Origin of the sequence: Streptomyces litmocidini, from assembly GCF_014649755.1 — a bacterium.
GTDB lineage: Bacteria > Actinomycetota > Actinomycetes > Streptomycetales > Streptomycetaceae > Streptomyces > Streptomyces litmocidini.
Genome location: NZ_BMTQ01000001.1, coordinates 286359 through 311410, shown reverse-complemented (window position 1 = coordinate 311410; position 25052 = coordinate 286359). Strand labels below are relative to the sequence as shown.

The following is a 25052-nucleotide window of genomic DNA, read 5'->3' as shown; positions in this document are numbered from 1 at the left end:
CTCCCCATGACCACACTCGTACGCGGCTCGGACACCCTGACCCGTGACGCGCTCACGGTCCTCCAGCCCGGCTTCGCCGGCACCACCGCCCCCGACTGGCTGCTCCGCCGCATCGGCGAGGGCCTCTCCTCGGTCGGACTCTTCGGCCGGAACATCGCCGACCCCGAGCAGCTCGCCGCGCTCACCGCGCGGCTGCGCGCCGAGCGGGACGACGTCCTCGTCGCCATCGACGAGGAGGGCGGGGACGTCACCCGCCTGGAGGTCAAGCAGGGCTCGTCCTTCCCCGGCAACTACGCGCTGGGCAGCGTCGACGACGTCGAGCTCACCCGGGCCGTCGCCCGCGAGCTGGGCCGCCGGCTCGTCGAGTGCGGCGTCGACCTGAACTGGGCGCCCTCGGCGGACGTCAACTCCAACGCCGAGAACCCGGTCATCGGCGTCCGCTCCTTCGGACCGGACCCGGACCTGGTCGCCCGGCACACCGTGGCGTACGTCGACGGCCTCCAGGGCGTCGGGGTCGCGGCCTGCACGAAGCACTTCCCCGGACACGGCGACACCAACGTCGATTCGCACGACGCGCTGCCCCGGATCGATGTGGACCTCGCCACACTGCACGCCCGTGAGCTGGTGCCTTTCCGCGCGGCCGTCGCCGCGGGTACCAAAGCGGTCATGAGCGCGCATATCCTGCTCTCCGCGCTCGACCCCCACCGTCCGGCCACCCTGAGCCCGCAGATCCTCACCGGTCTGCTGCGCCAGGAGCTGGGCTTCGAGGGGCTGATCGTCACCGACGGCATGGAGATGCGGGCCGTCTCGGCGACGTACGGCATCGAGCGCGGATCCGTCCTCGCGATCGCCGCGGGCGCCGACGCCATCTGCGTCGGCGGCGGGCTGTGCGACGAGGACACCGTGCTGCGGCTGAGGGACGCCCTCGTCGACGCGGTACGGACCGGTGAACTGCCCGAGGAGCGGCTGGCCGACGCCGCGGCGCGCGTGCGCGCCCTGGCGGCCTGGACCCAGGCGCACCGGGCCAGGGGGGCTGGGTCGGTGCCGGGCGCGGCAGTGCAGGAGGGGACCGCGCCCGGCGCCGACATCGGACTCGTCGCGGCCCGCAGGGCCCTGAAGGTGACCCGGGGGGAGCGGCCGCACACGCCGATGGCCGACGCTCCCTACGTGGCCTCCTTCACCCCGGTCGCCAACTTCGCGGTCGGCGACGAGACGCCCTGGGGCGTCGCGGCCGAGCTGGAGCGCCTGCTGCCCGGCACGGAGAGCGGCTCGTACGGCGAGTCGTCCGTGGACGCGGTCCTGGCCGCCGCGGGGGAGCGGCGGATCGTGGCGGTCGTGCGGGACGCCCACCGGCACCCGTGGATGACCCGGGCCCTGGACGGTCTCCTCGCGGCCCGCCCCGACACCGTCGTGGTCGAGATGGGCCTCGACGAGGCGGAGCCCCGCGGGGCCCTGCACATCGCCACGCACGGCGCCGCCCGGGTCTGCGGCCGCGCGGCCGCGGAGGCGGTCGTCGGAACCGGCGCCTGACGGTTCGGACGTACGGAGGGGAGCCCGGTACCCGGACAGGTACCGGGCCCCCCTCCGTACGGGTCCTAGATGCCCTGCCAGGCGGGCTTGTTCGCGAAGGTGTGGCGGAAGTAGTCCGCGAGCTTCAGCTCGGAGGCGGCGGCCTCGTCCACGACGATCGTGGCGTGCGGGTGCAGCTGCAGCGCGGAGGCCGGCACGAGCGCCGCCACGGGGCCCTCGACGGTCTGCGCCACGGCCTCGGCCTTGCCCTCGCCGGTGGCGAGCAGCACCAGGTGACGGGCCTCCAGGATGGTGCCGATGCCCTGGGTGATGACGTGGTGCGGCACCTGCTCGATGTCGTCGTCGAAGAAGCGGGCGTTGTCCACGCGGGTCTGCTCGGTGAGCGTCTTGATGCGGGTGCGGGAGGCGAGCGAGGAACACGGCTCGTTGAAGCCGATGTGCCCGTCGGTGCCGATGCCGAGGATCTGCAGGTCCACGCCGCCGGCCTCGGCCAGCGCCCTGTCGTAGGCCTCGCAGGCCGCCTGGACGTCCTCGGCGGAGCCGTCGGGGCCCATGAAGGCCTCCGGGGAGAGCCCGAGCGGCTCGACGACCTGGCGGAGCACGGTGGAGCGGTACGACTCCGGGTGCCCCGCGGGCAGGCCGACGTACTCGTCCAGCTGGGCGATCCGCGCCCGGGAGGCGTCCACGGCACCGGCGGAGACCCGGGCGACCAGGGCGTCGTAGATCGGGATCGGAGTCGACCCCGTGGCCACGCCGAGCAGCGCGTCGGGCTTGCGGCGCAGGAGGTCGGCGATGCCGTCCGCGATGAGCTCGCCGCCGGCCTTGGCGTCCTTGACGATGACAACTTCCACGCTGTGCCTGCCGATCTGGTGAGGGGCTGCTGAAAGGACCGTGTGGTATAGACCAATCTAGGTCCAAATCTAGCAGAGGGAAGGCCTTCCCCTCATGCCGTTCCGCCCCGCGGACGGCACCGCCTCCATCGTCGACCGCACCCGCCCCACCAGCCACTCGAACCCCGTCCGTCCGATCGGCGGATCCCCGGCTCCGCCCCCGCCCGCCGGACCGGCGGATCCCCGGTTCCGCCCCCGCCCGCCGGACCGGTGGACCGGCGGTTCCGCCCCGCTCGTCAGGCCGGCGAACCCCCGCTCCGCCGCCTTCCGTCCTGTCCGCCCGTCAGGCCAGCGAGCCTCCCGTCGCGTCGATCCAGTCGCCCGTCACCCAACGCGCGTCGTCGGAGGCCAGGAAGGCCACCACGTCCGCTATCTCCGGCGGCGTCCCGACCGCGCCCAGCGTCGCCATCGCCGCCGCCCCCGCCCAGGCCTCCTCGTTCCCCCGCAGCCACCCGGCGTTGATGTCCGTGTCCACGATTCCCGGCGCCACCGCGTTGACCGTGATCCCGCGCGGGCCGAGGACCTTCGACAGGTAGCGGGTGAAGACGTCGAGCGCGCCCTTCGACATCGCGTACGCGATCAGGTCCGGCATGGCGGCCGCCCGGCTCAGGCCCGTCGAGACGTTGATGATCCGGCCGCCGTCCCGCAGCCGCTCCGCCCCCAGCTGTGCCAGGAAGAAGGGCGCCTTCGCGTTGATCGCGAAGATCCGGTCGTACTCCTCCTCGCCGATCGTCGCGAACGGCTGCGAGGCTCCGATCCCCGCGTTGTTCACCAGGATGTCCAGGCCGTCCGCCCGGGCGTCGAAGGCCCGCCAGAGCGCCGCCGCGTCCCCCGGCACCCCCAGCTCCTGGCCCAGGGCGAAGGCGGAGCCGCCGGCCTCCTCGATCGCGGCGACCGTCTCCTTCGCCGCCGTCTCGTTCGTCCCGTAGTGCACCGCGACCCGCGCGCCCTCGCGGCCGAGCCGCTCGGCGATCCCCCGTCCGATGCCCCGGCTCCCGCCGGTGACCAGTGCCGTCTTCCCGGCAAGCCTTCCGTCGAGCACGCCCATGGCGACGCCCCCCTCTTTCTGTAGCGGTCGTTACGCAAAGACCGTACCCCACGATTCGTAGTGGGCGCTATAGAATTCACTCCATGGTGACGAGACAGCGCGGCCGCCCCCGCTCCTTCGACCGGCTCACGGCCCTGGAGCAGGCGACGATGGCCTTCTGGGAGCACGGCTACGAGACGACCTCCGTCGCCGACCTCACCCGCGCCATGGGCATCAGCGCGCCCAGCCTCTACGCGGCCTTCGGCGACAAGAAGACGCTGTTCGAGGAGGTCGTCGAGGCGTACGCACTCAGCTACGGGGCCTACGGCAGCCGCGCCTTCGCCGAGGAGCCGACCGCCCGCGCCGCCCTGGGGCGCATGCTGCGCGAGGCCGCCACGCTCTTCACGGAGCCCGGCCATCCGCACGGATGCCTGATGATCTCCGCGGCCGTGAACTGCTCGACCCCGGAGGTCGAGGAAGCGTTGCGGGCCCGGCGGAACGACAATCTGGCCTCCTTCGAGAACCGCATCCGCCAGGACGTGGAGGCGGGCGACCTCCCGCCGGACACCGACCCGCGCGCACTGGCCCGGCTGACCGGCGCCGTCCTCCAGGGCATGTCCCTGCAGGCCCGCGACGGAGCGACGGCGGAGGAGCTGGCGGCGGTGGCGGAAGCGGCGATGCGGGCCTGGCCGGCCTGAGAGGGGCGCGCGGCCCGGGCGGGCCCGCCCGGGGAAGCCGGGCCGGGGGCCGGGAGCCCGCCGGAGAAGCCAGGCCGGGGGGTCCGGGAGCCCGCCGGGGAAGCAGGGCCGGGAGGCCCCGGAAACACCCGCGGGCCGCGGCGCCCGGCGGGACCCTCAGCCCGCCCGGCACCGCAGCCCGGAGTCGCCCGGCCGGGGGTGTGCGGTCCCTCGGCCGTGTGGGAGGTCTCGGCGCAGTCAGGGCAGAGAGCGCCGGGTACCTCGTTCCATCCTCCTGTGCGGGGAGGATGGAGGCTCTGTATTTTTCATTGTGGACTAGACCATTCTTGTCTGTCCATCCACAGGAACACGGTCTTTCCCGGCCCATCCTCCAACACGGAGCCCCGGAGATCCAGGTTCACGGCCCCTGTAATTCCGCGGGTACGCTCGCACCGTGCCCTCCATGAACGACCTCGTCCGCCAGCACACCGCCCTGAGCGACTCCGACCTCGAGTGGCTCCATCTGCTGGTGTCGGAGTGGCAGCTGCTCTCCGACCTCTCCTTCGCCGACCTCGTGCTCTGGGTCCCGACCCTCGACGGCACGCGGTACGTCTCCGTCGCCCAGATGCGCCCCAACACCGGTCCGACCTCCTACCAGGACGACATGGTCGGCCACCTGGTCCCGCGCGGCCGCCGCCCCCTGCTCGACGCCGCCCTCGACGAGGGCCGGATCGTCCGCGAGGGCGACCCGGAGTGGCGCGAGGAGGTCCCTGTGCGGGTCGAGTCCATCCCCGTGCGCCGCGAGGGCCGGGTCCTCGGGGTCATCGCCCGCAACACCAACCTGCTGACCGTCCGCACTCCCTCCCGGCTGGAGCTCACCTACCTCCAGTCGGCCTCCGACCTCGCCCAGATGATCGCCGCCGGAACGTTCCCCTTCCCCGGCGAACAGGTCGACATGGACTCCTCGCCGCGCGCCGGCGACGGCCTCGTCCGCCTCGACGCCGAGGGCGTCGTCCAGTACGCCTCGCCGAACGCCCTCTCCGCGTACCACCGTCTCGGCCTCGCCGCCGACCTGGTCGGCCAGGACCTCGGCCAGATCACCGCCGAACTCGCCCCCTCGCGGGGCCCGGTGGACGAAGCCCTGGTCAAGCTGGCCTCCGGTTACGCGCCCCGGGAGTTCGAGGTCGAGGGCAACGGCGGCGTGATCCAGCTGCGGGCGATCCCGCTCAAGCCCAAGGGCACCCGGATCGGTTCGCTCGTCCTGCTCCGGGACGTCACCGAACTGCGCCGCCGCGAGCGCGAGTTGATCACCAAGGACGCCACCATCCGGGAGATCCACCACCGGGTGAAGAACAACCTCCAGACGGTGGCCGCCCTGCTCCGCCTCCAGGCCCGCCGGATGGACTCCGTCCGGGGCCGCGAGGCCCTCAACGAGGCCGTGCGGCGCGTCGGTTCGATCGCCATCGTGCACGAGACGCTGTCCCAGAACCTGGACGAGCGGGTGCAGTTCGACGAGATCGCCGACCGGGTCATCGCGATGGTCGCCGAGATCTCCCCGGGCAAGGTCACCTGCCGGCGCAACGGCCGCTTCGGCATCCTCGACGCCGAGGTCGCCACCCCGCTCTCCATGGTCCTCACCGAGATCCTGCAGAACGCGCTCGAACACGCCTTCGCGCAGGGGGAGCAGGGCACGGTCGAGGTCAGCGCCGTCCGGAGTGAGACGCGGACGGACGCCCGGATCCTGATCACGGTCCAGGACGACGGCTGCGGCCTGCCCGAGGGCTTCGACCCGCAGCGGGCCGGCAACCTCGGCCTGCAGATCGTACGGACCCTGGTGGAAGGGGAGTTGGGCGGCTCCTTCGACATGCTGCCGGGCGCCGCACGCGGCACGAAGGTGGTCCTCGACATTCCCGTGCAGCCGCAGAAGTGACGGCCGTGCGGGCGCGCACAGCAGCGAGCCCCGGACCGAAGGGAATCGGTCCGGGGCTCGAATGCTGTGGGTTACTGCTGCGCGCTGCGGCTCGGGGGCGGTGATTGCGTACGCGGTGTACGCGCCGCGTGCCTCAGGCTGTGCAGGTGGCTCAGGCGCTGGCGTTACGCGCCCGGTTGCGAGCGGCACGGCGCTTCATCGCGCGGCGCTCGTCCTCGCTGAGGCCACCCCAGACGCCGGAGTCCTGGCCGGACTCGAGCGCCCACTGCAGGCACTGCTCCATGACGGGGCAGCGGCGGCAGACGGCCTTGGCTTCCTCGATCTGCAGCAGCGCAGGACCGGTGTTGCCGATGGGGAAGAACAGCTCGGGGTCTTCCTCACGACAAACGGCGTTGTGACGCCAGTCCATGGCTGCTACCTCTCTCAGGTGTTACGTGCGAGTTGCTTGTGAATGTGAACGCTTTCACGAATCCCTCCGCAAGGGAAGGGCCGACTGCCAGGTGAACTGGTGTGGTCCTTGCTGAGGAGGGGTTCTGGCTCTCAGTGGAGGCCGGTGTTGCGGGCCGTCCCGATCGCCAAGAAGAGACTCCCAAACCCCAGCAACGGATACAACCCCTTCCGGAAAGTTTTTTTTGATTCCTCGGTGTCGGCTAGGTCACAGCCGTACTTCTAAGGGGTGGATGCGCGCCTAAACGTTCGAGTGAAAGGACTTTGGGCCCTTCCACTCACACAATCACACGCAGTGCACGGCGTACGCCTGTGAACTTCACGCTCGTACGCAGTCCGAGGTGGTCTCCGTCCATCTGCAGAGGGAGGGGAACCTTCGAATGCAAGGTGAAGTCGGTCAGGTCGTGCAGAGACACGGCATGCTTGCCGCGCGGACCCCGTTCCGGGGTCGAGGTGAGCAGCTGGGCGCCGTAACGGGCCACCGCCGGGGTGGAGAGCCGGCGCAGTCCGAGCACGTCCAGCGCGGTCTCGAAGGAGGCCTCCGGGGACGCGTACACCGGGCGATTGCCCAGGTAGGTCCAGGGGGAGGTGTTGCAGATTATGGAGAGGACCAGGTCCTCCACCGGCTCCGCGCCGGGGCGCTCCAGGGCGATCGTGCCGTGCCGGCGGTTCGGCTCCCCCAGGAACTGGCGCACCACCTGGCGCAGATAGAGGGCGTGCGTCGACCTCTTCCCGCGCTCGCGCTGCTGTTCGACCCGGCCGATGACGCTCGCGTCGAAACCGAGACCGGCGCAGAACGTGAACCAGCGCTCCGGCACCGCCTCGTCCTCGGTGCCCGGCGCCCCGGACGCGAGCCCGAGGCTCACCGTCCGTGTCCGCCGCTCACGCAGCGCGTCGAGCAGGGCGCCGGTCGCCTCGACGGCGTCGTTCGGCAGGCCCAGGGCGCGGGCGAAGACGTTGGTCGAACCGCCGGGGACGACCGCGAGGCCCGGCAGCCGGTCCGGATCGGGCCCGTCGTGCAGCAGTCCGTTGACGACCTCGTTCACCGTGCCGTCCCCGCCGAGGGCCACGACCAGGTCGACGTTCCCCTCCTCGGCGGCCCGCCGGCCCAGGTCGCGCGCGTGCCCGCGGTACTCGGTGGTGACCGCCTCCAGCTTCATCTCGCTGGCCAGCGCGTGGATCAACACGTCACGGGTGCGGGCACTGGTGGTGGTGGCTGCCGGATTGACCACGAGAAGTGCGCGCATGAGCGCCAGGGTACCTACCCGGCGGTATCGGGCCCAGTCCGGCCCGATCCCCGGACACCCCCGCCGGAACCCCCGGCCGGGGTCCGGCCCCGGTTCTCCGGCCGCCCCCGTTACGCTGCCCTTCATGAGCAGTACGGAGCAGACCCCCCGCCCCACCCGCCTGGCCGCCGCCGCGGGCGTGGCCCTCGTCGAGGCCCTCGGGCTCCTCGCCGGAGGCGTCTACATGCTGGTGCGGACCCTCCTCGACGGGGGCTCCGGCGGCGGGGACCTCACCAGCGGGGTGACCGGCGGCGTGACCGTGATCGCACTCGGCCTGATCCCGCTCGCCGCCGCCCGCGGCCTGTGGCGGATGCGCTCCTGGAGCCGCGGCCCGGCCGTGATCACCCAGGTCCTCGCCCTGCCGGTCGCCTGGCAGATGCTCCAGACCGAGGGCGTGATCCCCTACGGGATCGCCGTCGCCGTCCTCGCCGTCGCCGGCCTCGTCCTCCTCCTGAACCCGGCCACGACCGAGGCGCTCGGCATCCGGCGCCCCGGCCAGGAGGCCTGACGGGGATCACTCCTCGACGAGGAGCTTCTCCCGCAGCTGGGCGAGCGTCCGGGCGAGCAGCCGGGAGACGTGCATCTGCGAGATGCCCACCTCCTGCGCGATCTGCGACTGGGTCATGTTCCCGAAGAAACGAAGCAGCAGGATCCGCTTCTCCCGCGGCGGCAGGTCCTCCAGGAGCGGCTTGAGCGACTCCCGGTACTCGACCCCCTCCAGGGCCTCGTCCTCCGCGCCCAGCGTGTCCGCCACCGCCGGCGACTCGTCGTCCGTGTCCGGGACGTCCAGGGAGAGCGTCGAGTAGGCGTTGGCCGACTCCAACCCCTCCAGGACCTCCTCCTCGGAGATGCCGAGCCGCTCCGCCAGCTCGTGCACCGTCGGAGAACGGCCGTGCTGCTGCGAGAGCTCCGCCGTCGCCGTGGTCAGCGAGAGCCGCAGCTCCTGGAGCCGGCGCGGCACCCGGACCGCCCACCCCTTGTCGCGGAAGTGGCGCTTGATCTCGCCGACGACCGTCGGCGTCGCGTACGTGGAGAACTCCACCCCGCGCTCCGGGTCGAACCGGTCGACCGACTTGATCAGACCGATCGTCGCCACCTGCGTCAGGTCGTCCAGCGGCTCGCCGCGGTTGCGGAAGCGCCGGGCCAGGTGCTCCACCAGCGGCAGGTGCATGCGCACCAGCCGGTTGCGCAGCTCCCCCTTCTCCGGGGAGCCCTCGGGCAGCTCGCGCAGCCGGACGAAGAGGGCACGGGCACCGCTCCGGTCGTGCGGGTCCGGGACGGCGTGGGCATCCGGCCCCTCGTCGTCGCCGTCCTCGGGCTTCTCCGCCGCCGAAGCCGCCGCGGCCGTCCCGGCCTCCTCGGGGGCCGGCGCCCGGGGACCCGCGGGGGCCTCGGAGACTCCCGGTGCCTCGGGAACCTCGGGGTGCTGTTCGTGCTCGCTCATCTGGTCCGCCTGCTCCGTAGCGACCCTGTTCGGCCGCGCCTGCTGCTCAGGGATGCCGGCCGTCGCGTCCCCGCTCCTCACGCCGGGCCTGGCCCCGCGCCGCGCTGTTTGTACAGGCTGATCGAGACCGTACGGTCATCGGCCACCGACGACTCCACCTTCCCGGCCAGCGCCGACAGCACGGTCCACGCGAAGGTGTCGCGCTCGGGCGCCCGGCCGTCCGTCGTCGGGGCGGAGACCGTCACGTCGAGCGAGTCGTCGATCAGCCGGAAGACACAGCTGAGGACGGACCCCGGCACGGCCTGCTGGAGCAGGATGGCGCAGGCCTCGTCGACCGCGATCCGCAAGTCCTCGATCTCGTCGAGGGTGAAGTCCAAGCGCGCCGCGAGACCGGCCGTGGCCGTACGCAGCACGGACAGATAGGCACCCGCAGCGGGCAGCCGGACTTCCACGAAGTCCTGGGTCCCGGGCTCGCCTGCGATCTGGGACACCCTCACCTCCAAGGTGGCACAAGCTCATTCGGGGTCCGGGGGAGAGGCCCCCGGACCGGGCGGTACGCAGGGAGCCTGCGCGGTCCGCCGTGACGCTATCGCGATCCATCCTGCCGTGTCGCCATGAGCCCCGGAGACCGGCGTCTCCCCGCCCTCGCACCGGCAGCCGCGGAGAACCCGCGGAGGGGTGACGTACCCAGCGTCCGGGCGATCGAACCGTCCGTGACCGCACCGGCCGCGAGACCGTACCGGCCACCGGACCGCGCCGGCCGTCAGACGATCGAACCGTCCACGAAGCACCAGCGCCAGGACTCGCCCGGCTCGAAGGTCCGCATCACCGGATGCCCGGTCGAGGAGAAGTGGGCCGTCGCGTGCCGCCCCGCCGAGGAGTCGCAGCAGCCCACGTGCCCGCAGCTCAGACAGAGCCGCAACTGGACCGGGTGCGTGCCGTCCGTCAGGCACTCGGGACACGTCTCGGCCAGCGGCGCCGGTTCGGGGCGCGGCATTTCGGCCAGGTGGAGGCACTCGCTCATGATGGCCAGGTTACGTTGCGGCAGGGGAACGGGGTCGGAGATGGACGCACTACAGCTGGTGGCACTGGTGGCGGCGAGCGCCGCCGTGGCCGGGTTCGCCCGCCGGTCCCCGGTGCCCGCCCCGCTGCTGCTCGTCGCGGTCGGCCTCGCCGCCTCGTACGTCCCGGGGGTACCCGACTACACCCTCGACCCGCACATCGTGCTCCCGCTGATCCTGCCGCCGCTCCTCTACACGGCGGCCGTCGAATCCTCCTACCTCGACCTGCGGGCCAACCTCCGGCCCGTCGCGCTGCTCTCCGTCGGGTACGTCCTCTTCGCCACCGTGGCCGTGGGCTGGCTCGCCTACGTCCTCGTGCCCGACCTGCCGCTCACCGCCGCCCTGGTGCTCGGCGCCGTGATCGCCCCGCCGGACGCGGTCGCCGCCACCGCCATCGCCCGCAGGCTCGGTCTGCCGAACCGGATCACCACGATCCTCCAGGGCGAGTCCCTCGTGAACGACGCCACCGCGATCACCGCGTACAAGGTCGCCCTCGCGGCCGCCGTCGGCGAGGGCGTCAGCTGGGCCGGCGGCCTCGGGGAGTTCGCGCTCGCCGCGATCGGCGGCATCGGCGTCGGCCTGGTCCTGATGGTCCCGATCCACTGGCTCCGCACGCACCTGCGCGAGGCCCTCCTCCAGAACACCCTCTCCCTGCTCATCCCGTTCATCGCGTACGCCGCCGCCGAGGAGGTCGGCGCCTCCGGCGTGCTCGCGGTCGTCGTGGTCGGCCTCTTCCTCGGCCACAAGAACTGGAAGGTCGACTTCGCGACCCGGCTCCAGGAGGAGGCCGTCTGGAAGATGGTCGCCTTCGTCCTGGAGTCCGCCGTCTTCGCCCTCATCGGCCTCCAGCTGCCGTACGTCGTCCAGGGACTCGGTCAGTACGGGATCGGGGAGGCGGCCCGGTACGCGGTCGGGGTCTTCGTCGCCGTGGTCGTCGTCCGGTTCGTCTGGGTCTACCCGGCGACCTTCCTGCCCCGCTGGGCGTCCCCGCGCGTCCGGGAACGGGAGCCCGAGGTGGACTGGCGGGCGCCGCTCGTCGTCGGCTGGGCCGGCATGCGCGGCGTGGTCTCCCTGGCCATCGCCTTCTCCATCCCCGTCGTCACCGACGGCGAGGAGTTCCCGGCCCGCAACCTCGTCCTCTTCCTCACCTTCACCACCGTGATCGGCACCCTCGTGGTGCAGGGCCTCACCCTGCCGCCCCTGATCCGGCTCCTGAAGCTCCCCGGACGCGACCGGTACGTGGAGACCCTGGCCGAGGCGCAGGCCCAGAGCGAGGCCTCGCGGGCCGCCGAGGAACGCCTCGACGCGCTCCTCGCCGACGAGCGCAACACCCTGCCGAAGCCCCTCGCCGACCGGCTGCGCACGGTCCTGGAGCGGCGCCGCAACGCCGTGTGGGAACGGCTCGGCGCGGTCAACGAGATCACGGGGGAGACCGCGGACGACACCTACCGGCGCCTCTCGCGCGAGGTGATCGACGCCGAGCGCGAGGTCTTCGTCCAGCTGCGCGACGCCCGCCGGATCGACGACGAGATGATGCGCACCCTGCTCCGCCGCCTGGACCTGGAGGAGGCGGCGGCCTACCGGGAGGTCGACGACTAGGGGGCGCCCCCGGGGGGCCCGCCCTCCGGAGCCCCGGCGTCCCGCGTCCCGGCCTCCGGCGCCCCCGTGATCACCGCCGCCAGCCGGGTGCCCGGCGGGAAGGCGCCCTCCTCCGCGAGGGCCGTCAGGCCGTACAGCATTTTGGCGACATACAGTCGCTCGATGGCGAGTCCATGCCGTTCCTCGAAGTCCTGTGCGAACGCCTCCAGGACGGGAGGCACGCGCGCGTAGCCCCCGCAGTGGAAACGCTCGTCCAGGCTCCAGTCCCCGCGCGGCCCGCCGAAGGCCGCCTCCTGGAGGGCCCGGACCTCCCCGCCGAGGAAGCCGCCCTTGAGGACCGGGACGCCCAGCGCCCGCTGTCCCGGGGCGAGCCCGGCCGCGAGCCCCGCCAGGGTGCCGCCCGTGCCGCAGGCGACCGCGACCGCGTCCGCCGCCCCGGCGAGCTCGCGCCCCAGCTCCACGCACCCGTGGACGGCGAGCACGTTGCTGCCGCCCTCCGGGACCACGTACGCGCCCGCGGGGGCCCGCTCCAGGAGGGCCGCGAGCGTGGCCGGATCGTTCTTCGCGCGGTACGTGGCCCGGTCCACGAACTCGAGGTGCATCCCGTCCGCCGCGCACCGCGCGAGCGAGGGGTTGAGCGGCCGCCCGGCCAGCTCGTCGCCGCGCACCACCCCGACCGTCGGGAAGCCGAGCAGCCGGCCTGCGGCGGCCGTCGCCCGCAGGTGGTTGGAGTACGCGCCGCCGAAGGTGAGCACGGGCCGGCCGGCCGCCTCGCGCAGGTTGAGCGCGAGCTTGCGCCACTTGTTGCCCGGCAGGTCGGGGTGGATGAGGTCCTCGCGCTTCAGCAGCAGCGTGAGACCGCGCCGGGCGAAGCGCTCGTCCTCCACCGGCTCCAGGGGCGAGGGGAGACGGGGCCGCAGGCGGGACGGGTCGAGCGCGTTCACCCGGCCATTCTCGCCGCCCCGGCGGGCGTCCCGCCGCGCGGGCCCCGCGGGCCCGGCCCGATCGACGGGACGTCCCCCGGGGCGGCACGCCCCCTCGGGTCAGCGCAGCAGGTCGGCGATCCGCTCGCGCATCGACGCCATGGTGAACCCGCGCGGATCCACCTTGCCCGGCTGCCACTCCCTGTGCCCGATGACCGAGCGGTGCGTCCAGCCGTGCACCCGGCAGACGGCGGCCGCCGCCTTCGCGATGGCCTCCAGCTGGACCTTCGGCCACGGGTCCTCGCCGTCGCCCAGGTTCTCGCACTCGAAGCCGTAGAAGTGCCGGTTGCCGTCCGTGGTGGCCTCGTCGTCCGGCGGCAGCCGCCGCTCGGCGATGACCGCCCGGAGGACCTCGTCGTCGCCGAGCCCCGCGTGGTTGGCGCGCCCGTAGCCGACGAGATGGACCGTGCCGTCCTTGGCGATCACGCCGTGGCAGAGGGGGCCGGGGAGGGACTCGTAACCGTCCCGGCAGATCTGGACGGTGCGGGCGGTGCCGCGGGTCACGGTGTGGTGGATCATCACGCCGTGCACCGGGCCCCAGGGGCCCTTGTGGTTGCGGTTGTGGGTGGACCAGTCGCCGACCTGGACGACCGCGAGGCCCTCGTCGCGCAGCGCGCCGAGGAACCGGTTCGCCGACATGGGTGAGGCCATGACCGACTCCTTCCGGAGGACGGGATGAGCTTCCGGAGTACCGGAGTCCGCTGCTCCACCGCCATCCGTTCGGGCCGTGTGCGAGCCGATCCGGACAGAACGTCAGGAGACGGGTGGGGCTGCGCTGTTCGGATGGAAAACGTGTGACATGCCCCGAAGATCGTCGAACAGTCCCACCCGAATGTGTAATGGCGCCGACACGTTCCGTACTGAAAGGCTTCTCTCGCAACTCAGTCATACGAGAGGGAGTTCCATGTCCGTTGGTTCGGTTGGCGACGAGGTCCGCGCGGAGCAGCAGTCCCCGCAGCAGAGTCTCGGCACCGCCGCCGCGCGGAACCTCGCCACGACCACCAAGTCGGCCCCGCAGATGCAGGAGATCACCTCCCGGTGGCTGCTGCGGACGCTGCCGTGGGTCCAGGTGCAGGGCGGCACGTACCGGGTGAACCGGAGGCTCAGCTACTCCGTGGGTGACGGCCGCGTCACCTTCGTCCAGACCGGTGAGCGCGTCGCGGTGATCCCGGCCGAACTCGGTGAACTCCCCGCCCTGCGCGGCTACGAGGACGAGGCCGCGCTGACCGAACTCGCGGCCCGCTGCACCCAGCGGGAGTACGCGGCGGGCGAGACCATCGCCGTGGCGGGCGCCCCCACCGACCGGGTGTACCTCCTCGCGCACGGCCGCATCGAGCAGATCGGCGAGGGGCCCTACGGCGACGAGGCCGTGCTCGGCGTCCTCGCCGACGGCGCCTACCTCGGCGAGGACGCCCTGCTCCAGGAGGACGCCACCTGGGAGTGGACCGCCCGGGCCGCCACCGCCTGCACGGTCCTGGAGCTCACCCGGGACGACGTACGGAACCTCGCGGAGCGCGCCGGGTCGCTCGCCGCCCACCTCGCGGGCATGGCGTCGATGCCCGAGCAGCGCACCAACACGTACGGCGAGGCGGCCATCGACCTCTCCGCCGGCCACGTCGGCGAGGCGGTCGTCCCGCACACCTACGTCGACTACGACGCCTCGCCCCGTGAGTACGAGCTGAGCGTCGCCCAGACCGTGCTGAAGGTCCACAGCCGCGTCGCCGACCTCTACAACCAGCCGATGAACCAGACCGAGCAGCAGTTGCGGCTCACGGTCGAGGCGCTCCGCGAGCGCCAGGAGCACGAGCTCGTCAACAACAGGGAGTTCGGCCTCCTCGCCAACTGCGACTACGGGCAGCGGCTCCAGCCGCACGACGGCGTTCCCGGCCCGGACGACATGGACGAGCTGCTCTCCCGCCGCCGGGGCTCCAAGATGTTCCTCGCCCACCCCCGCGCCATCGCCGCCTTCGGCCGCGAGCTCAACAAGCGCGGACTCGTGCCCGAGACGATCGAGATCGCGGGCAACCGCATCCCGACCTGGCGCGGTGTGCCGATCTACCCGTGCAACAAGATCCCGGTCTCGGACGCCCGGACCACCTCGATCATCTGCATGCGTACCGGCGAGGCCGACCAGGGCGTCATCGGCCTGCACCAGACCGGCCTCCCCGACGAGATCGAGCCCAGCCTCTCCGTCCGCTTCATGGGCATCGACGAGCAGGCGATCATCTCCTACCTGGTCACGGCCTACTACTCGGCGGCGATCCTCGTCCCGGACGCCCTCGGCGTCCTGGAGAACGTCGAGGTCAGCCGCTGGCGCTGAGCCGGCGGCTCCCGGGGGCGGGGGCCGAACCCGCCCGCCCCCGGGAGCACCCGGCCCGGCACGGCGAAGAACCGCCGTGCGGGACCGCCGTGAAGGATGCGAAGGAAAAGACCGTGACCATGACCAGCACGGACGCCGTCGCCGACGGTCAGGGGGCCGTGGCGCTCCTCGACCGGACGCGCACCGCCGTCGATCCCCAACTGCGCTCGACCGTCGAGTCCCTGCCGGACTCCATGCGGCGGGTGGCGATGTACCACTTCGGCTGGGAGCGCGCCGACGGCACCCCGGACGCGGGACAGGCGGGCAAGGCGATCCGGCCCGCCCTGGTCCTCGCGGCGGCCCGCGCCCTCGGTGCCGACGAGATCCGGGCCGTGAAGGCCGCGGCGGCGGTGGAGCTCGCGCACAACTTCACCCTGCTCCACGACGACATCGTCGACGAGGACCCGACCCGCCGGCACCGGCCCACCGCCTGGACCGTCTTCGGCATCCCCGACGCCCTGATGGCCGGCGACGCGATGAGCGCGCTGGCCCTGCGGCTGCTCGCCGAGGATCCGCACCCGGCCTCCGCGGCTGCCTCCGCGCGCCTCGCCGCCTGCATCATCGAACTCTGTGCCGGCCAGCAGGCCGACTGCGCCTTCGAGCAGCGCGACCCGCGCGAGGTCTCCCTCGACGAGTGCCTGGTCATGGCCACCGCCAAGACCGGTGCGCTGCTCGGCTGTTCCTGCGCCCTCGGCGCGCTCTACGCGGGTGCGGGGGAGGAGGAGGTCGCGGCGATGGACGCCTTCGGCCGGGAGGCCGGCCTCGCCTTCCAGCTGATCGACGACCTCATCGGCATCTGGGGCGACCCGGAGCGCACGGGCAAGCCGGCCGGCGCGGACCTCGTCGCCCACAAGAAGTCGCTTCCCGTGGTGGCGGCGCTCACCTCCGGCACCCCCGCGGGGGAGGAGCTGGCCGAGCTGTACTCCCGGCCCGCCCTCGACGCGGCGGGGGTACGGGCGGCGGCGGACGCCGTCGAGCGGGCCGGCGGCCGGGACTGGGCGCAGGCCCAGGCGGCCGAGCGCATGGGCCGCGCCGTCGAGCACCTGGCCCGGGCGGTGCCGGACCTGGCGGCGGCGGAGGACCTGCTCGCCCTCGCGGAGTTCGTCACGCGGCGCACGCGCTGACCCGGCCGGGGTGGCTCACGCCTCGGGGACGATCCGGGTGACCACGGTCTCGATCAGGTCGTCCAGGTCCCGGTCGCCGTGGAGTCCGGGGACCGTGAAGTGGTCGAGGAGCAGCCCGGTGAGGGCGACGTAGAGCAGCCGGACGGTGTCCGCGTCGCCCGGCATGCCGGAGTCGAGGTGGAGCCGGATGTTCAGGCCGAGGTCGGTCCGGAGCACCTCGGTGAACCGCTTCTGCAGCTCGGGGCGGCGCGCGGCCTCCAGGCGCAGCTCGAAGAGGCCCAGGTAGCAGGTGCGCTCGGCGGTCATGCGGCGGGCGAGCCGGCGCATCAGCTCGACGACCAGCTCACGGCCGGAGGTGGGCGGCAGCGCGGCGTCGAGGGCGCCGGGCTCCGGGGCGAGCCGTACGAAGATCCGGTCGGCGGCCTGGGAGAGCAGCTGGTCCCGGTCGCTGAAGTAGTTGGACGAGGTGCCCGTGGGGACGCCCGCCCGGGCGTCGACCGCCCGGAAGGTGAGCCCACGGGCACCTTCGTCCGCCAGGACCTCGATCGCGGCGTCGAGCAGCGCCGTACGGCGTTCCGGATTCCTGGCCATGCCGGCTCCTCACGAAAAGGGTCTTGTGCAACCACTACAGGTGAAGCACTATAACTGTCGTGGTTGCAGACGCGGCCGCCTCCCCGAAGACGAAGAGGACCGGTTTGCGCAAGCTCACCTACTACGTCGCCTGCACCATCGACGGCTTCATCGGCGACCCCGAGGGCGACGCCACCTCCCTGTTCGCGTACGCGGAGGGGGCGTACATGGCCTGGATGGGCGCCGAGTACCCGGAGACCATTCCGACGCAGGGCCGGGAGATGCTCGGCATCGACGGCGGGAACAGGCACTTCGACACCGTCGTTCAGGGGCTCGGCTCGTACCGGCTGGCCCTGGACATCGGCGTCACCAGCCCGTACGGCCACCTGCGCGAGTTCGTCGCCAGCCGCTCGCTCACCGAGTCGCCCCACCCCGACGTCGAGCTGATCGCCGACGACCTCGTCGGCCGCGTCCGCGAACTCAAGGCCGAGGACGGCCCCCTGGGCATCTGGCTCTGCGGCGGCTCCACCCTCGCCGGTGAGCTCATCGAGGAGATCGACGAGCTGGTCATCAAGACGTACCCGCAGGTCTACGGCACCGGCATGCCGATGTTCGGCGCCGGCTTCGAACCCCGGGACTTCGAGCTCGCCGACGTCCGCACCTTCGAGAACGGCGTGCTCGTCCGTACGTACACCAGGAAGCGGTGACGGCGGCGGGCGGCTTCGCGCGGGGCGTCCTACCCTGGATGCATGGGTGAGGAGACGCCTCGCACGACGCGGGACCCCCTGGCCGAGCGCCACTGCCCGGCCTGCGGCGGACCGCTCGCCGTCCTGGCCACCCGGCACAAGGTCCTCGGGGCCTGGGTGCCGGAGTGGGAGGTGCAGCCCTGCCGCAATCCCGACTGCCCGCTCCACGAGGGGGCGGAAGCCACTACCACGCACGTGACCGGCAAGAACGGCGAGATCGGGAGAAGTCCGGCCCCCGGGTGACCGGACGCGCGGCGAGGTCCGTCCTACGGCTACAGTCCGCGCATGTCATCGGAGTCGACAGAAGTCTGGACCGGCTGGTACCGGGACCGCAGCGGCGCGGAAGCGATCGTCATCACGGCCGACGGGCGGCGCGTCACCACCCGGATCAGGGGCATCGCGTACACGGGCGAGAGCTTCGCCGCGCTGGGCGCCGCCGACGAGGGCGGGCGCGCCCTCACGGGCTGCGTCCTGGAATGGGACCTGCCGCTCCCCGTCGTGGTGGACGGCGCCGCCCAGCAGGCCACACTGGCCTGCCTGCTGACGCTCGGCGAGCGCGCCGACCTCAGCCTGACCCTGCACTACGGCGGCGCCGCCTTCGAGGCGTGCGTCGCGGGAGGCGACTTCGAGGAAGCCCTCGAGCGGGTGCGGCGCCAGCTGCCGCCCGGCGCGGACTTCGGCCGCAGGCTCCTCCAGGCGGCCTGAGGCTCTCCTCCCGACGGCCTGAAGGCGCGGGACGGCGGCGCCCCGGGGAGGGAGCGCCGCCGCCGTGCGCGCGACTCGGGTCAGCCCTTGAACGCGGAGGCGAGACCGTAACGCCACAGCTGGTCGACGCGGGAGCGCTCCTGCGCGTTCGGCTGGGCGTTCTGGCAGGACGTGCCGGGACCGCCGCCCGACATCAACTCGCTGCACGGGCCGCTGTAGTGGTCCGGCAGCCCGAGGACGTGCCCGGTCTCGTGGGCGGTGACCCGGGTCGAGTTGTACTGCTGGTTCTGCCGGTAGTCGAGGAAGATGTAGCCGCTGCCGTGGCCGTCGGTGCTGGCGTACGAGCCGCGGGAGTCGTTGCCCTCGTAGTAGGCGAAGTCCGGGTTGCTGCCCTCGACGAGCCGGACGTTCACCACGGAGCTGTTCCATATCTGGGCGGACCGGGCGATCTGGGTGCGGAAGGTCGGCGCGTTGGCGGCGCTGTAGACGACGGTGACGGCGGTCGCGCCGGGCGTGGCGGCCCGCTTCTTCGCCACCGACTTCACGACGGCGTCGAAGAAGGCCTGGTTGGCCTTGGCCTCCTCGGCCGAACCGGCGTACGCCACGGCGGTGTTGCCGGTGGTGCCGAAGGTGCCGGTGGTGCCCGTGCCGACCGCTGCCGCCGGGGCCGTACCGAGGGAAGCGGCGAGACCGAGACCGAGGGCGGCGGTCAGCACGGAGGTGAGGACCTTGGGGTGACGCATGGGGGGCTCCTCCTGTTGGTGTCGGGGAGAGTCTCGGGGGAGCCGAGCCGTCCGGGGATGATGCCAACCCCCGATAACCCCAGCGCATCACGAGGGCGATCTGCATCAACTCCCTTCAGATCAAAGGAGATTGATGCCTCGCGGGCGTCTGGTGTGACGCGGGGGGCCGCCCTACCCTCGGGGGCATGGAGCTGGAGGTGAGACATCTGCGCGCGCTCTGCGCCATCGCGGACACGGGCAGCCTGCACAAGGCCGCCCGGCAACTGGGGATGAGCCAGCCCTCGTTGACCACCCAGCTGCGCAGGATCGAGAACTCCCTCGGCGCCGAACTCTTCTCCCGCGGCCGCACCGGCTGCCGCCCCACCCCCCTCGGCCGCTCCCTGCTCAGCAGGGCCCGCCCCCTGGTCGCCGGCATGGCCGCGCTCGTCACCGAGACCCGGGCCGCCGCCGCCCGCGCCGACGGGCCCGGACTCCGCGTCGGCTCCACCGCCAGCCGGGCGCTCCCCGGCTGGCTGCGCCGGCTCCGGCAACGGCTGCCCGGCACGGACGTCGGCCTCCGGGTGGACGTCTCGGCCAACGCGCTGCTGCGCACGGTCGCCACCGGACAGCTCGACGTGGCCTTCGTGCACGAGGTGGAGGGCTGCCCGCTGCGGGTCCCCGAGGGCCTCACGGGCCGGGTCCTGGTCGCCCGGGAACCACAGTTCGTCTCCCTGGCCCCCGACCACCCGGCAGCGGCCGGAACCGTCGTGGACCTCGCCGACCTCGCCGCCGACCACTGGATGGTCGACCCGACCGTCGACGGCGAATGGGACGGCCTCCGACGGGTCCTCGACGCCGCCGGCATCGACCCGCCCCTGCTGCACGGCGACTACCACACGGCCGCCTCGCTCATCGTCCTCGGCGAGGCCGTCGCCCCCTGCCAGCCCACCTCGGTGCCGCGCGAGGACATGGCCGTCCGCCCCCTGCGCGGCGACCCGCTGGGCGTCCGGCTGCTGTTGTACGCGCGCCCGGACGCACCCCTGGACGTCCTGTACGCCGAACTCGCGGCGGCCTACCGGGAGGTGGCCCTGCGGGCGGCCCCGTACCGCGAGTGGCTCCGCCGCCAGGGCGCGACGGCCACGCTGTCGGTGGGGCCGTGCATGATGGCCGTATGAGCGAACGCGAGGCCCTGGTACGACACGCACACCCCGAGGACCTGCCCCGACTCGTCGAACTGATCACCGAACACGCCGCGTACGAGATGGCGGAGCCCCCCGCCCCCGGCCTCGCGGACCGCCTCGCCGAACTCCTCTTCGGCCCCGAGCCGTCCCGCCTCCGCTGCTTCGTCGCCGTCCTCCCCGACGGCACCCCGGCGGGCTACGCCACCTGCGCCCCCGAGCTCTCCACCTGGAACGGCGCGGAGTACCTCCACATGGACTGCCTCTACCTCGCCGAGCCCTCCCGCGGCCACGGCCTGGGCCCCCTCCTGATGGCAGCGGTCCGCGCCGAGGCCCGCGCCTCGGGCCTCCCGGAACTCCGGTGGCAGACCCCCGCCTGGAACGAGGACGCGATCCGCTTCTACGACCGCCTGGGAGCGACCTCCAAGGAGAAGCGCGGCTACGCCCTGCCGACGGATCCGTAGGGACGCGCGGAGCCGTGTGGGGACGCACGGAGCCATAAGGACGCACGGAGCCGCGGAAACGCGCGGAGGGGTACGGCCGCCGGGCGGCCGTACCCCTCCGGGTGGGGATCAGAAGGTCAGGCCTTCTTGGTCTCCCAGAAGATGCGGTCGATCTCGGCGATGAGCTCCAGCGCCTTCTCGCCCGTCTTCGGGTCCGTCGACGCCTTGGCGGCCGAGAGGGCCTTCAGGGTGTCGTTGACCAGCTGGTTGAGCTCGGGGTACTTCTCGAAGTGCGGGGCCTTGAAGTAGTCGCTCCAGAGCACCGAGACGTGGTGCTTGGCGAGCTCGGCGCGCTGCTCCTTGATGACCGTGGCGCGCGCGCGGAAGTGCGGGTCGTCGTTGGCCAGGTACTTCTCCTGGACAGCCTTGACGGACTCGGCCTCGATGCGGGCCTGGGCCGGGTCGTACACGCCGCACGGGAGGTCGCAGTGGGCGCTGACCTTCACCTTGGGGGCAAACAGGCGGGAGAGCATTGAGCCGTCCTTCCTCGTGATCGTCTTCTCAGGTGGGACATTACTCGGTGAGAAGGGCGTTTTCGCGGGCGCCCCCTGGGGCTTAGGTCAAAAGTCCAGGGTCACCATGGGACTCGTGTACGAGTGGACGAGGCGAGGCAGGCGTGGGCCGGGAGGTGCCGGATGAGGGAATCGGGGCGGGAGAGGGTGGCCGAGACCGGTGCGCCGTTCGGGATCGCCGAGGTGACGGGGGTCTCGATGGTGCCCACGCTGCTGCACGGTGACCAGCTGCTCGTGCGGTACGGGGCGCGGCTGCGGGCCGGGTGCGTGGCCGTGCTGCGGCATCCGCTCCAGCAGGATCTGCTCATCGTGAAGCGGCTGATCGAGCGACGTGACGGCGGCTGGTGGGTGCTCGGGGACAACCCGGACGCCGAGGGGGACAGCCGGGTCTTCGGGGCCGTGCCGCCCGAACTGGTTCTCGGGCGGGTGTGGGCGCGGTACCGGCCGGTGACGCCGGGGCGTCAGCGTTCGCCGGGCGTGACGCTTTCCTGGCTGGTGTCCTCGGTGAGGCCCGTGCGCTCGGCCTCCAGGCGTTTGCGGGCCCGGTAGGCGGCCACGTTGGCGCGGGTCGCGCAGCGGTCCGAGCAGTAGCGGCGGGAGCGGTTGGTGGAGGTGTCCAGGTAGGCGTTGCGGCAAGGGGGCGCCTGGCAGAGGCCGAGCCGGTCCGCGCCGAACTCCGTCAGGTGGAAGGCGAGGCCCATCGCCGAGATCGCGGCGTAGCCCGCGGTCGCGTTCGAGGAGTGGTCGGCGAGGTGCATGTGCCACCGGGGCCGGCCCTCCTCGTCGAGGGTGTCGTGGCCGGAGATCTGCGGGCTGACAGGGAACTCCAGGAGGAGGGAGTTGAGGAGGTCGACCGCCCCCGTGTGGTCGCCCTCGTCCGCCGCCGCGAAGACCGCCCGCAGGCGCGCCCGCACCGTGCGGAAGCGCGGCAGGTCCGCCTCCGTGACGCGTCGGGCCATCTGGGTGGCGGGGCCGAAGAGTTCCCGGAGCACCTCGACGGAGGTCAGCGCGTCCTTGTTGCGGGCCGGCTCCTCGGTGTTGACCAGACGTACGGCGAAATCCGAGTAATGGGCCAGTTCCACTTGTAGTCCTTACTTCGGCGGGCTAGTGTCTCGGTCGAAAGGGGTAACGCCTGTTTCCCCTTCGAGGGTATTACGAAGGCGGGGAGGGACCACCATGACCGGAACCGACTGGGCGGCCTGGCAGCAGAGCTGGGACCGTCAGCAGGAGTGGTACATGCCGGACCGGGAGGAGCGGTTCCGCGTGATGCTCGACATGGTCGAGGCGCTCGTGGGGCCGAAGCCCCGCGTCCTCGACCTCGCGTGCGGTACGGGAAGTATCACGAGCCGGCTGCTCCGGAGGTTCCCCCACGCGACCAGTGTCGGCGTCGACCTCGACCCGGCCCTCCTCGCCATAGCCGAGGGCTCCTTCGCCGGGGACGAGCGCGTCACCTTCGTCACCGCCGACCTCAAGGACCCCTCGTGGGCCGCGAGCCTGCCGTACGACGCGTACGACGCCGTCCTCACCGCCACCGCCCTCCACTGGCTCCACAGGGAGCCCCTGACGGCCCTCTACGGACAGCTCGCCGGCCTCGTCCGCGACGGCGGGGTCTTCATGAACGCCGACCACATGATCGACGAGGCCACGCCCCGCATCAACGCCGCCGAGCGCGAGCTGCGGCACGCCCGCATGGACCGGGAGAAGGCCGCCGGAGTCCTCGACTGGACCGACTGGTGGGCCGTCGCCGCCGAGGACCCGGTCCTCGCCGAGCCCACCGCCCGCCGCTTCGAGATCTACGGCGAGCACGCCGACGGCGACGCGCCCCCCGCACGCTGGCACGCCGAGACCCTCCGCGCCGCCGGCTTCGGCGAGGCCCGGACGGTCTGGGCCTCGCCCTCCGACGGCCTCGTCCTCGCCGTGAAGTAGCCGCGGTGCGGGGAAGGGGCGGTACGGGCTCCTGCCCGTACCGCCCCTTCCCGTGCGCCTCACGGCACCGCGCTCCTGCGGCACCGCGCGTCCTACAGCACCTTCGACAGGAACGCCTTCGTCCGGTTCTGCTGCGGGTTCGTCAGGACGTCCCGCGGGTTGCCCGCCTCGACCACCACGCCGCCGTCCATGAAGACCAGCGAGTCGCCGACCTCCCGGGCGAAGCCCATCTCGTGCGTGACGACGATCATCGTCATGCCCGACTCGGCCAGGTCCCGCATGACGTCGAGGACGTCACCCACGAGCTCCGGGTCGAGCGCCGAGGTCGGCTCGTCGAAGAGCATCAGCTTCGGCTCCATCGCCAGCGCGCGGGCGATGGCCACGCGCTGCTGCTGGCCGCCGGAGAGCTGGGACGGGTAGTTGCCCATCTTGTCCCGCAGGCCGACCCGGTCGAGCAGGCGCTCGGCCCGCTCGCGCGCCACCGCCTTGGACTCGCCCTTCACCTGGATGGGCGCCTCCATGACGTTGCCCAGGGCCGTCATGTGCGGGAAGAGGTTGAAGCGCTGGAAGACCATGCCGATGTCACGGCGCTGGACCGCGACCTCGCTGTCCTTCAGCTCGTAGAGCTTGTCGCCCTTCTGCTTGTAGCCCACCAGCTCGCCGTCGACGGACAGCCGGCCGCCGTCGATGCGCTCCAGGTGGTTGATGCAACGCAGGAAGGTCGACTTCCCGGAGCCGGAGGGGCCGACGAGGCAGAAGACCTCGCCGTTCTGCACTTCGAGGTCGATGCCCCGGAGGATGTGGGCCGCGCCGTAGGACTTGTGGACGCCTTCGGCCTTGACCATGGGCTGACCGGTCATGCCGCTGCCTCCGGGGAACGCTTGAAGGTGGTGAGGTTCTTCTTGACGCGCTGCCACGGGGTGGGCGGCAGGTTGCGCGTCGAACCGCGGGCGAAACGGCGCTCCAGGTAGTACTGGCCGACGCTGAACACGCTGGTCAGCGCGAGGTACCAGATGGAGGCGACGAACAGCATCTCCATGACGGCGCCGGCCGTGTTGCCGATGTTCGACGAGGCGCGCAGCAGTTCGGTGTACTGCACGGCCGAGACCAGGGACGAGGTCTTCAGCATGTTGATGAACTCGTTGCCCGTCGGCGGCACGATCACCCGCATGGCCTGCGGGAGCACGATGCGGCCCATGGTCTTCGTCTGGGACATGCCCAGCGCGTGCGCCGCCTCGGTCTGGCCCTCGTCGACCGACTGGATGCCGGCGCGGACGATCTCCGCCATGTAGGCGCCCTCGTTCAGGCCGAGGCCGAGCAGGGCCACCATGAACGGCGTCATGACGTCCACGGTCTCGTTCTTGTAGATCGGCCCGAGGTTGATGTAGTGGAAGATCAGCGACAGGTTGAACCAGACGAGCAGCTGGACGTAGACCGGGGTGCCGCGGAAGAACCAGATGTAGAGCCAGGCGACCGCGCCGGTCACCGGGTTCTTGGAGAGCCGCATCACGGCGAAGACGATGCCGAGGACGAGGCCCAGCGCCATGGACGCGACGCTGATGATGATGGTGTTCCACATGCCGTCGATGACGGAGGGGTCGAACACCTTGTCCCGCACCGTGGCCCAGACGACGTCGCCCTGGGAGAAGGCGTAGACGAGCCATCCGAGGAGGACGACGACCACGACACCGCTGACCCAGCGGCCGTAGTGCCGCACGGGGATGGCCTTGATCGCCTCGTACGGGACGCCCGAGGGGGTGGGCCCGGCCGGAGCGGCGGCCGGGTCCTTGCTGATCTTGTCAGTCATGACGACTGCCCTTCAGTGGTACGAGG

Annotated in this window: 29 protein-coding genes; 14 read left to right on the top strand and 15 right to left on the bottom strand. The window is 72.2% G+C overall.

What is annotated here, in order from left to right; all coding sequences use genetic code 11:
- The first annotated feature begins 6 nt into the window (after positions 1–6).
- On the top strand, positions 7–1530 hold the full coding sequence (locus tag IE180_RS01355; protein ID WP_190154859.1) for a glycoside hydrolase family 3 protein: 1524 nt from the start codon (positions 7–9) through the stop codon (positions 1528–1530).
- Between the two features lie 65 nt (positions 1531–1595).
- Here IE180_RS01355 and nagB read toward each other — a convergent pair whose 3' ends face one another.
- Together nagB and IE180_RS01345 are read right to left on the bottom strand one after the other, a co-directional pair.
- Positions 1596–2381 (bottom strand): glucosamine-6-phosphate deaminase, encoded by a 786-nt coding sequence (gene nagB, locus IE180_RS01350; protein ID WP_190154858.1) that lies wholly within the window; start codon positions 2379–2381, stop codon positions 1596–1598.
- 322 nt (positions 2382–2703) lie between these two features.
- On the bottom strand, positions 2704–3468 hold the full coding sequence (locus IE180_RS01345; RefSeq protein ID WP_190154857.1) for an SDR family oxidoreductase: 765 nt from the start codon (positions 3466–3468) through the stop codon (positions 2704–2706).
- A gap of 83 nt (positions 3469–3551) precedes the next feature.
- Between IE180_RS01345 and IE180_RS01340 the strand changes: the two genes are divergently transcribed.
- Both IE180_RS01340 and IE180_RS01335 read left to right on the top strand, forming a co-directional pair.
- Positions 3552–4145 (top strand): TetR/AcrR family transcriptional regulator, encoded by a 594-nt coding sequence (locus tag IE180_RS01340; protein ID WP_190154856.1) that lies wholly within the window; start codon positions 3552–3554, stop codon positions 4143–4145.
- Between the two features lie 442 nt (positions 4146–4587).
- Complete coding sequence (locus IE180_RS01335; RefSeq protein ID WP_190155196.1) at positions 4588–6054, top strand: sensor histidine kinase; 1467 nt, start codon at positions 4588–4590, stop codon at positions 6052–6054.
- Between the two features lie 151 nt (positions 6055–6205).
- Here IE180_RS01335 and IE180_RS01330 read toward each other — a convergent pair whose 3' ends face one another.
- Positions 6206–6463: a WhiB family transcriptional regulator gene (locus IE180_RS01330; RefSeq protein ID WP_003953983.1), complete on the bottom strand. Its 258-nt coding sequence runs from the start codon at positions 6461–6463 to the stop codon at positions 6206–6208.
- A gap of 316 nt (positions 6464–6779) precedes the next feature.
- On the bottom strand, positions 6780–7748 hold the full coding sequence (locus IE180_RS01325) for a diacylglycerol/lipid kinase family protein (protein ID WP_190154855.1): 969 nt from the start codon (positions 7746–7748) through the stop codon (positions 6780–6782).
- A 124-nt stretch (positions 7749–7872) separates the two neighbouring features.
- Between IE180_RS01325 and IE180_RS01320 the strand changes: the two genes are divergently transcribed.
- Positions 7873–8295, top strand: coding sequence for a hypothetical protein (locus tag IE180_RS01320; RefSeq protein WP_190154854.1), 423 nt, complete (start codon positions 7873–7875; stop codon positions 8293–8295).
- Between the two features lie 6 nt (positions 8296–8301).
- Here IE180_RS01320 and IE180_RS01315 read toward each other — a convergent pair whose 3' ends face one another.
- The 3 genes from IE180_RS01315 to IE180_RS01305 all read right to left on the bottom strand — a co-directional run bounded on the left by IE180_RS01315 (position 8302) and on the right by IE180_RS01305 (position 10255).
- Positions 8302–9312, bottom strand: coding sequence for an RNA polymerase sigma factor SigF (locus tag IE180_RS01315; protein WP_190154853.1), 1011 nt, complete (start codon positions 9310–9312; stop codon positions 8302–8304).
- Positions 9309–9722 (bottom strand): ATP-binding protein, encoded by a 414-nt coding sequence (locus IE180_RS01310; RefSeq protein ID WP_030688746.1) that lies wholly within the window; start codon positions 9720–9722, stop codon positions 9309–9311. The genes IE180_RS01315 and IE180_RS01310 overlap by 4 nt, the downstream gene beginning before the upstream one ends.
- A 272-nt stretch (positions 9723–9994) precedes the next feature.
- A complete protein-coding gene (locus IE180_RS01305) occupies positions 9995–10255 on the bottom strand; it encodes a UBP-type zinc finger domain-containing protein (RefSeq protein ID WP_190154852.1) in 261 nt (86 codons plus the stop codon).
- 40 nt (positions 10256–10295) lie between these two features.
- On the opposite strand from IE180_RS01305, the gene IE180_RS01300 reads away from it, so the two are divergent.
- Positions 10296–11891 carry a Na+/H+ antiporter gene (locus IE180_RS01300; RefSeq protein ID WP_190154851.1) on the top strand — a complete coding sequence of 532 codons (1596 nt, stop codon included), beginning with the start codon at positions 10296–10298 and terminating at the stop codon, positions 11889–11891.
- Here IE180_RS01300 and IE180_RS01295 read toward each other — a convergent pair.
- Both IE180_RS01295 and IE180_RS01290 read right to left on the bottom strand, forming a co-directional pair.
- Positions 11888–12835, bottom strand: a complete 948-nt coding sequence (locus IE180_RS01295) for a 1-aminocyclopropane-1-carboxylate deaminase/D-cysteine desulfhydrase (protein ID WP_190154850.1) — start codon at positions 12833–12835, stop codon at positions 11888–11890. The two genes, IE180_RS01300 and IE180_RS01295, sit on opposite strands and share 4 nt — an antisense overlap.
- A gap of 99 nt (positions 12836–12934) precedes the next feature.
- Positions 12935–13525 (bottom strand): N-acetylmuramoyl-L-alanine amidase, encoded by a 591-nt coding sequence (locus IE180_RS01290; protein ID WP_190154849.1) that lies wholly within the window; start codon positions 13523–13525, stop codon positions 12935–12937.
- Between the two features lie 253 nt (positions 13526–13778).
- Here IE180_RS01290 and IE180_RS01285 point away from each other — a divergent pair, with 253 nt between their 5' ends.
- The gene (locus IE180_RS01285; RefSeq protein WP_190154848.1) at positions 13779–15194 is read left to right on the top strand and encodes a family 2B encapsulin nanocompartment shell protein; all 1416 of its coding nucleotides are present in this window, start codon (positions 13779–13781) and stop codon (positions 15192–15194) included.
- A gap of 119 nt (positions 15195–15313) precedes the next feature.
- A complete protein-coding gene (locus IE180_RS01280; protein ID WP_190155195.1) occupies positions 15314–16357 on the top strand; it encodes a family 2 encapsulin nanocompartment cargo protein polyprenyl transferase in 1044 nt (347 codons plus the stop codon).
- Positions 16358–16372: 15 nt separating this feature from the next.
- Here IE180_RS01280 and IE180_RS01275 read toward each other — a convergent pair whose 3' ends face one another.
- Positions 16373–16948 carry a TetR/AcrR family transcriptional regulator gene (locus tag IE180_RS01275; protein ID WP_190154847.1) on the bottom strand — a complete coding sequence of 192 codons (576 nt, stop codon included), beginning with the start codon at positions 16946–16948 and terminating at the stop codon, positions 16373–16375.
- A gap of 104 nt (positions 16949–17052) precedes the next feature.
- Between IE180_RS01275 and IE180_RS01270 the strand changes: the two genes are divergently transcribed.
- The 3 genes from IE180_RS01270 to IE180_RS01260 are packed head-to-tail and all read left to right on the top strand — an operon-like array spanning position 17053 to position 18378.
- A complete protein-coding gene (locus IE180_RS01270) occupies positions 17053–17634 on the top strand; it encodes a dihydrofolate reductase family protein (protein WP_190155194.1) in 582 nt (193 codons plus the stop codon).
- 42 nt (positions 17635–17676) lie between these two features.
- Entirely contained in the window at positions 17677–17916 is a 240-nt protein-coding gene (locus IE180_RS01265) for a hypothetical protein (RefSeq protein WP_190154846.1), read from the top strand.
- 42 nt (positions 17917–17958) lie between these two features.
- Positions 17959–18378, top strand: coding sequence for a DUF6304 family protein (locus IE180_RS01260; RefSeq protein WP_190154845.1), 420 nt, complete (start codon positions 17959–17961; stop codon positions 18376–18378).
- A gap of 80 nt (positions 18379–18458) precedes the next feature.
- Here the strand turns inward: IE180_RS01260 and snpA are convergent, their stop codons facing one another.
- Complete coding sequence (gene snpA, locus IE180_RS01255) at positions 18459–19121, bottom strand: snapalysin (protein ID WP_190154844.1); 663 nt, start codon at positions 19119–19121, stop codon at positions 18459–18461.
- A gap of 185 nt (positions 19122–19306) precedes the next feature.
- Here snpA and IE180_RS01250 point away from each other — a divergent pair, with 185 nt between their 5' ends.
- On the top strand, positions 19307–20275 hold the full coding sequence (locus IE180_RS01250; protein WP_190154843.1) for a LysR family transcriptional regulator: 969 nt from the start codon (positions 19307–19309) through the stop codon (positions 20273–20275).
- Positions 20272–20742, top strand: coding sequence for a GNAT family N-acetyltransferase (locus IE180_RS01245; RefSeq protein WP_190154842.1), 471 nt, complete (start codon positions 20272–20274; stop codon positions 20740–20742). Before IE180_RS01250 ends, IE180_RS01245 begins: the two co-directional genes overlap by 4 nt.
- A 116-nt stretch (positions 20743–20858) precedes the next feature.
- Here IE180_RS01245 and sodN read toward each other — a convergent pair whose 3' ends face one another.
- Positions 20859–21254: a superoxide dismutase, Ni gene (gene sodN / locus IE180_RS01240; RefSeq protein ID WP_030688769.1), complete on the bottom strand. Its 396-nt coding sequence runs from the start codon at positions 21252–21254 to the stop codon at positions 20859–20861.
- 162 nt (positions 21255–21416) lie between these two features.
- Here sodN and sodX point away from each other — a divergent pair, with 162 nt between their 5' ends.
- Positions 21417–21842 carry a nickel-type superoxide dismutase maturation protease gene (gene sodX / locus IE180_RS01235; RefSeq protein WP_190154841.1) on the top strand — a complete coding sequence of 142 codons (426 nt, stop codon included), beginning with the start codon at positions 21417–21419 and terminating at the stop codon, positions 21840–21842.
- Here the strand turns inward: sodX and IE180_RS01230 are convergent.
- Entirely contained in the window at positions 21755–22375 is a 621-nt protein-coding gene (locus tag IE180_RS01230; protein WP_190154840.1) for a CGNR zinc finger domain-containing protein, read from the bottom strand. The genes sodX and IE180_RS01230 overlap by 88 nt on opposite strands.
- A 94-nt stretch (positions 22376–22469) precedes the next feature.
- Between IE180_RS01230 and IE180_RS01225 the strand changes: the two genes are divergently transcribed.
- Complete coding sequence (locus IE180_RS01225) at positions 22470–23219, top strand: class I SAM-dependent methyltransferase (RefSeq protein ID WP_190154839.1); 750 nt, start codon at positions 22470–22472, stop codon at positions 23217–23219.
- A gap of 92 nt (positions 23220–23311) precedes the next feature.
- Here the strand turns inward: IE180_RS01225 and IE180_RS01220 are convergent, their stop codons facing one another.
- Complete coding sequence (locus IE180_RS01220) at positions 23312–24079, bottom strand: amino acid ABC transporter ATP-binding protein (protein WP_308434339.1); 768 nt, start codon at positions 24077–24079, stop codon at positions 23312–23314.
- Complete coding sequence (locus IE180_RS01215) at positions 24076–25026, bottom strand: amino acid ABC transporter permease (protein WP_190154838.1); 951 nt, start codon at positions 25024–25026, stop codon at positions 24076–24078. The genes IE180_RS01220 and IE180_RS01215 overlap by 4 nt, the downstream gene beginning before the upstream one ends.
- Positions 25027–25052: the final 26 nt, after the last annotated feature.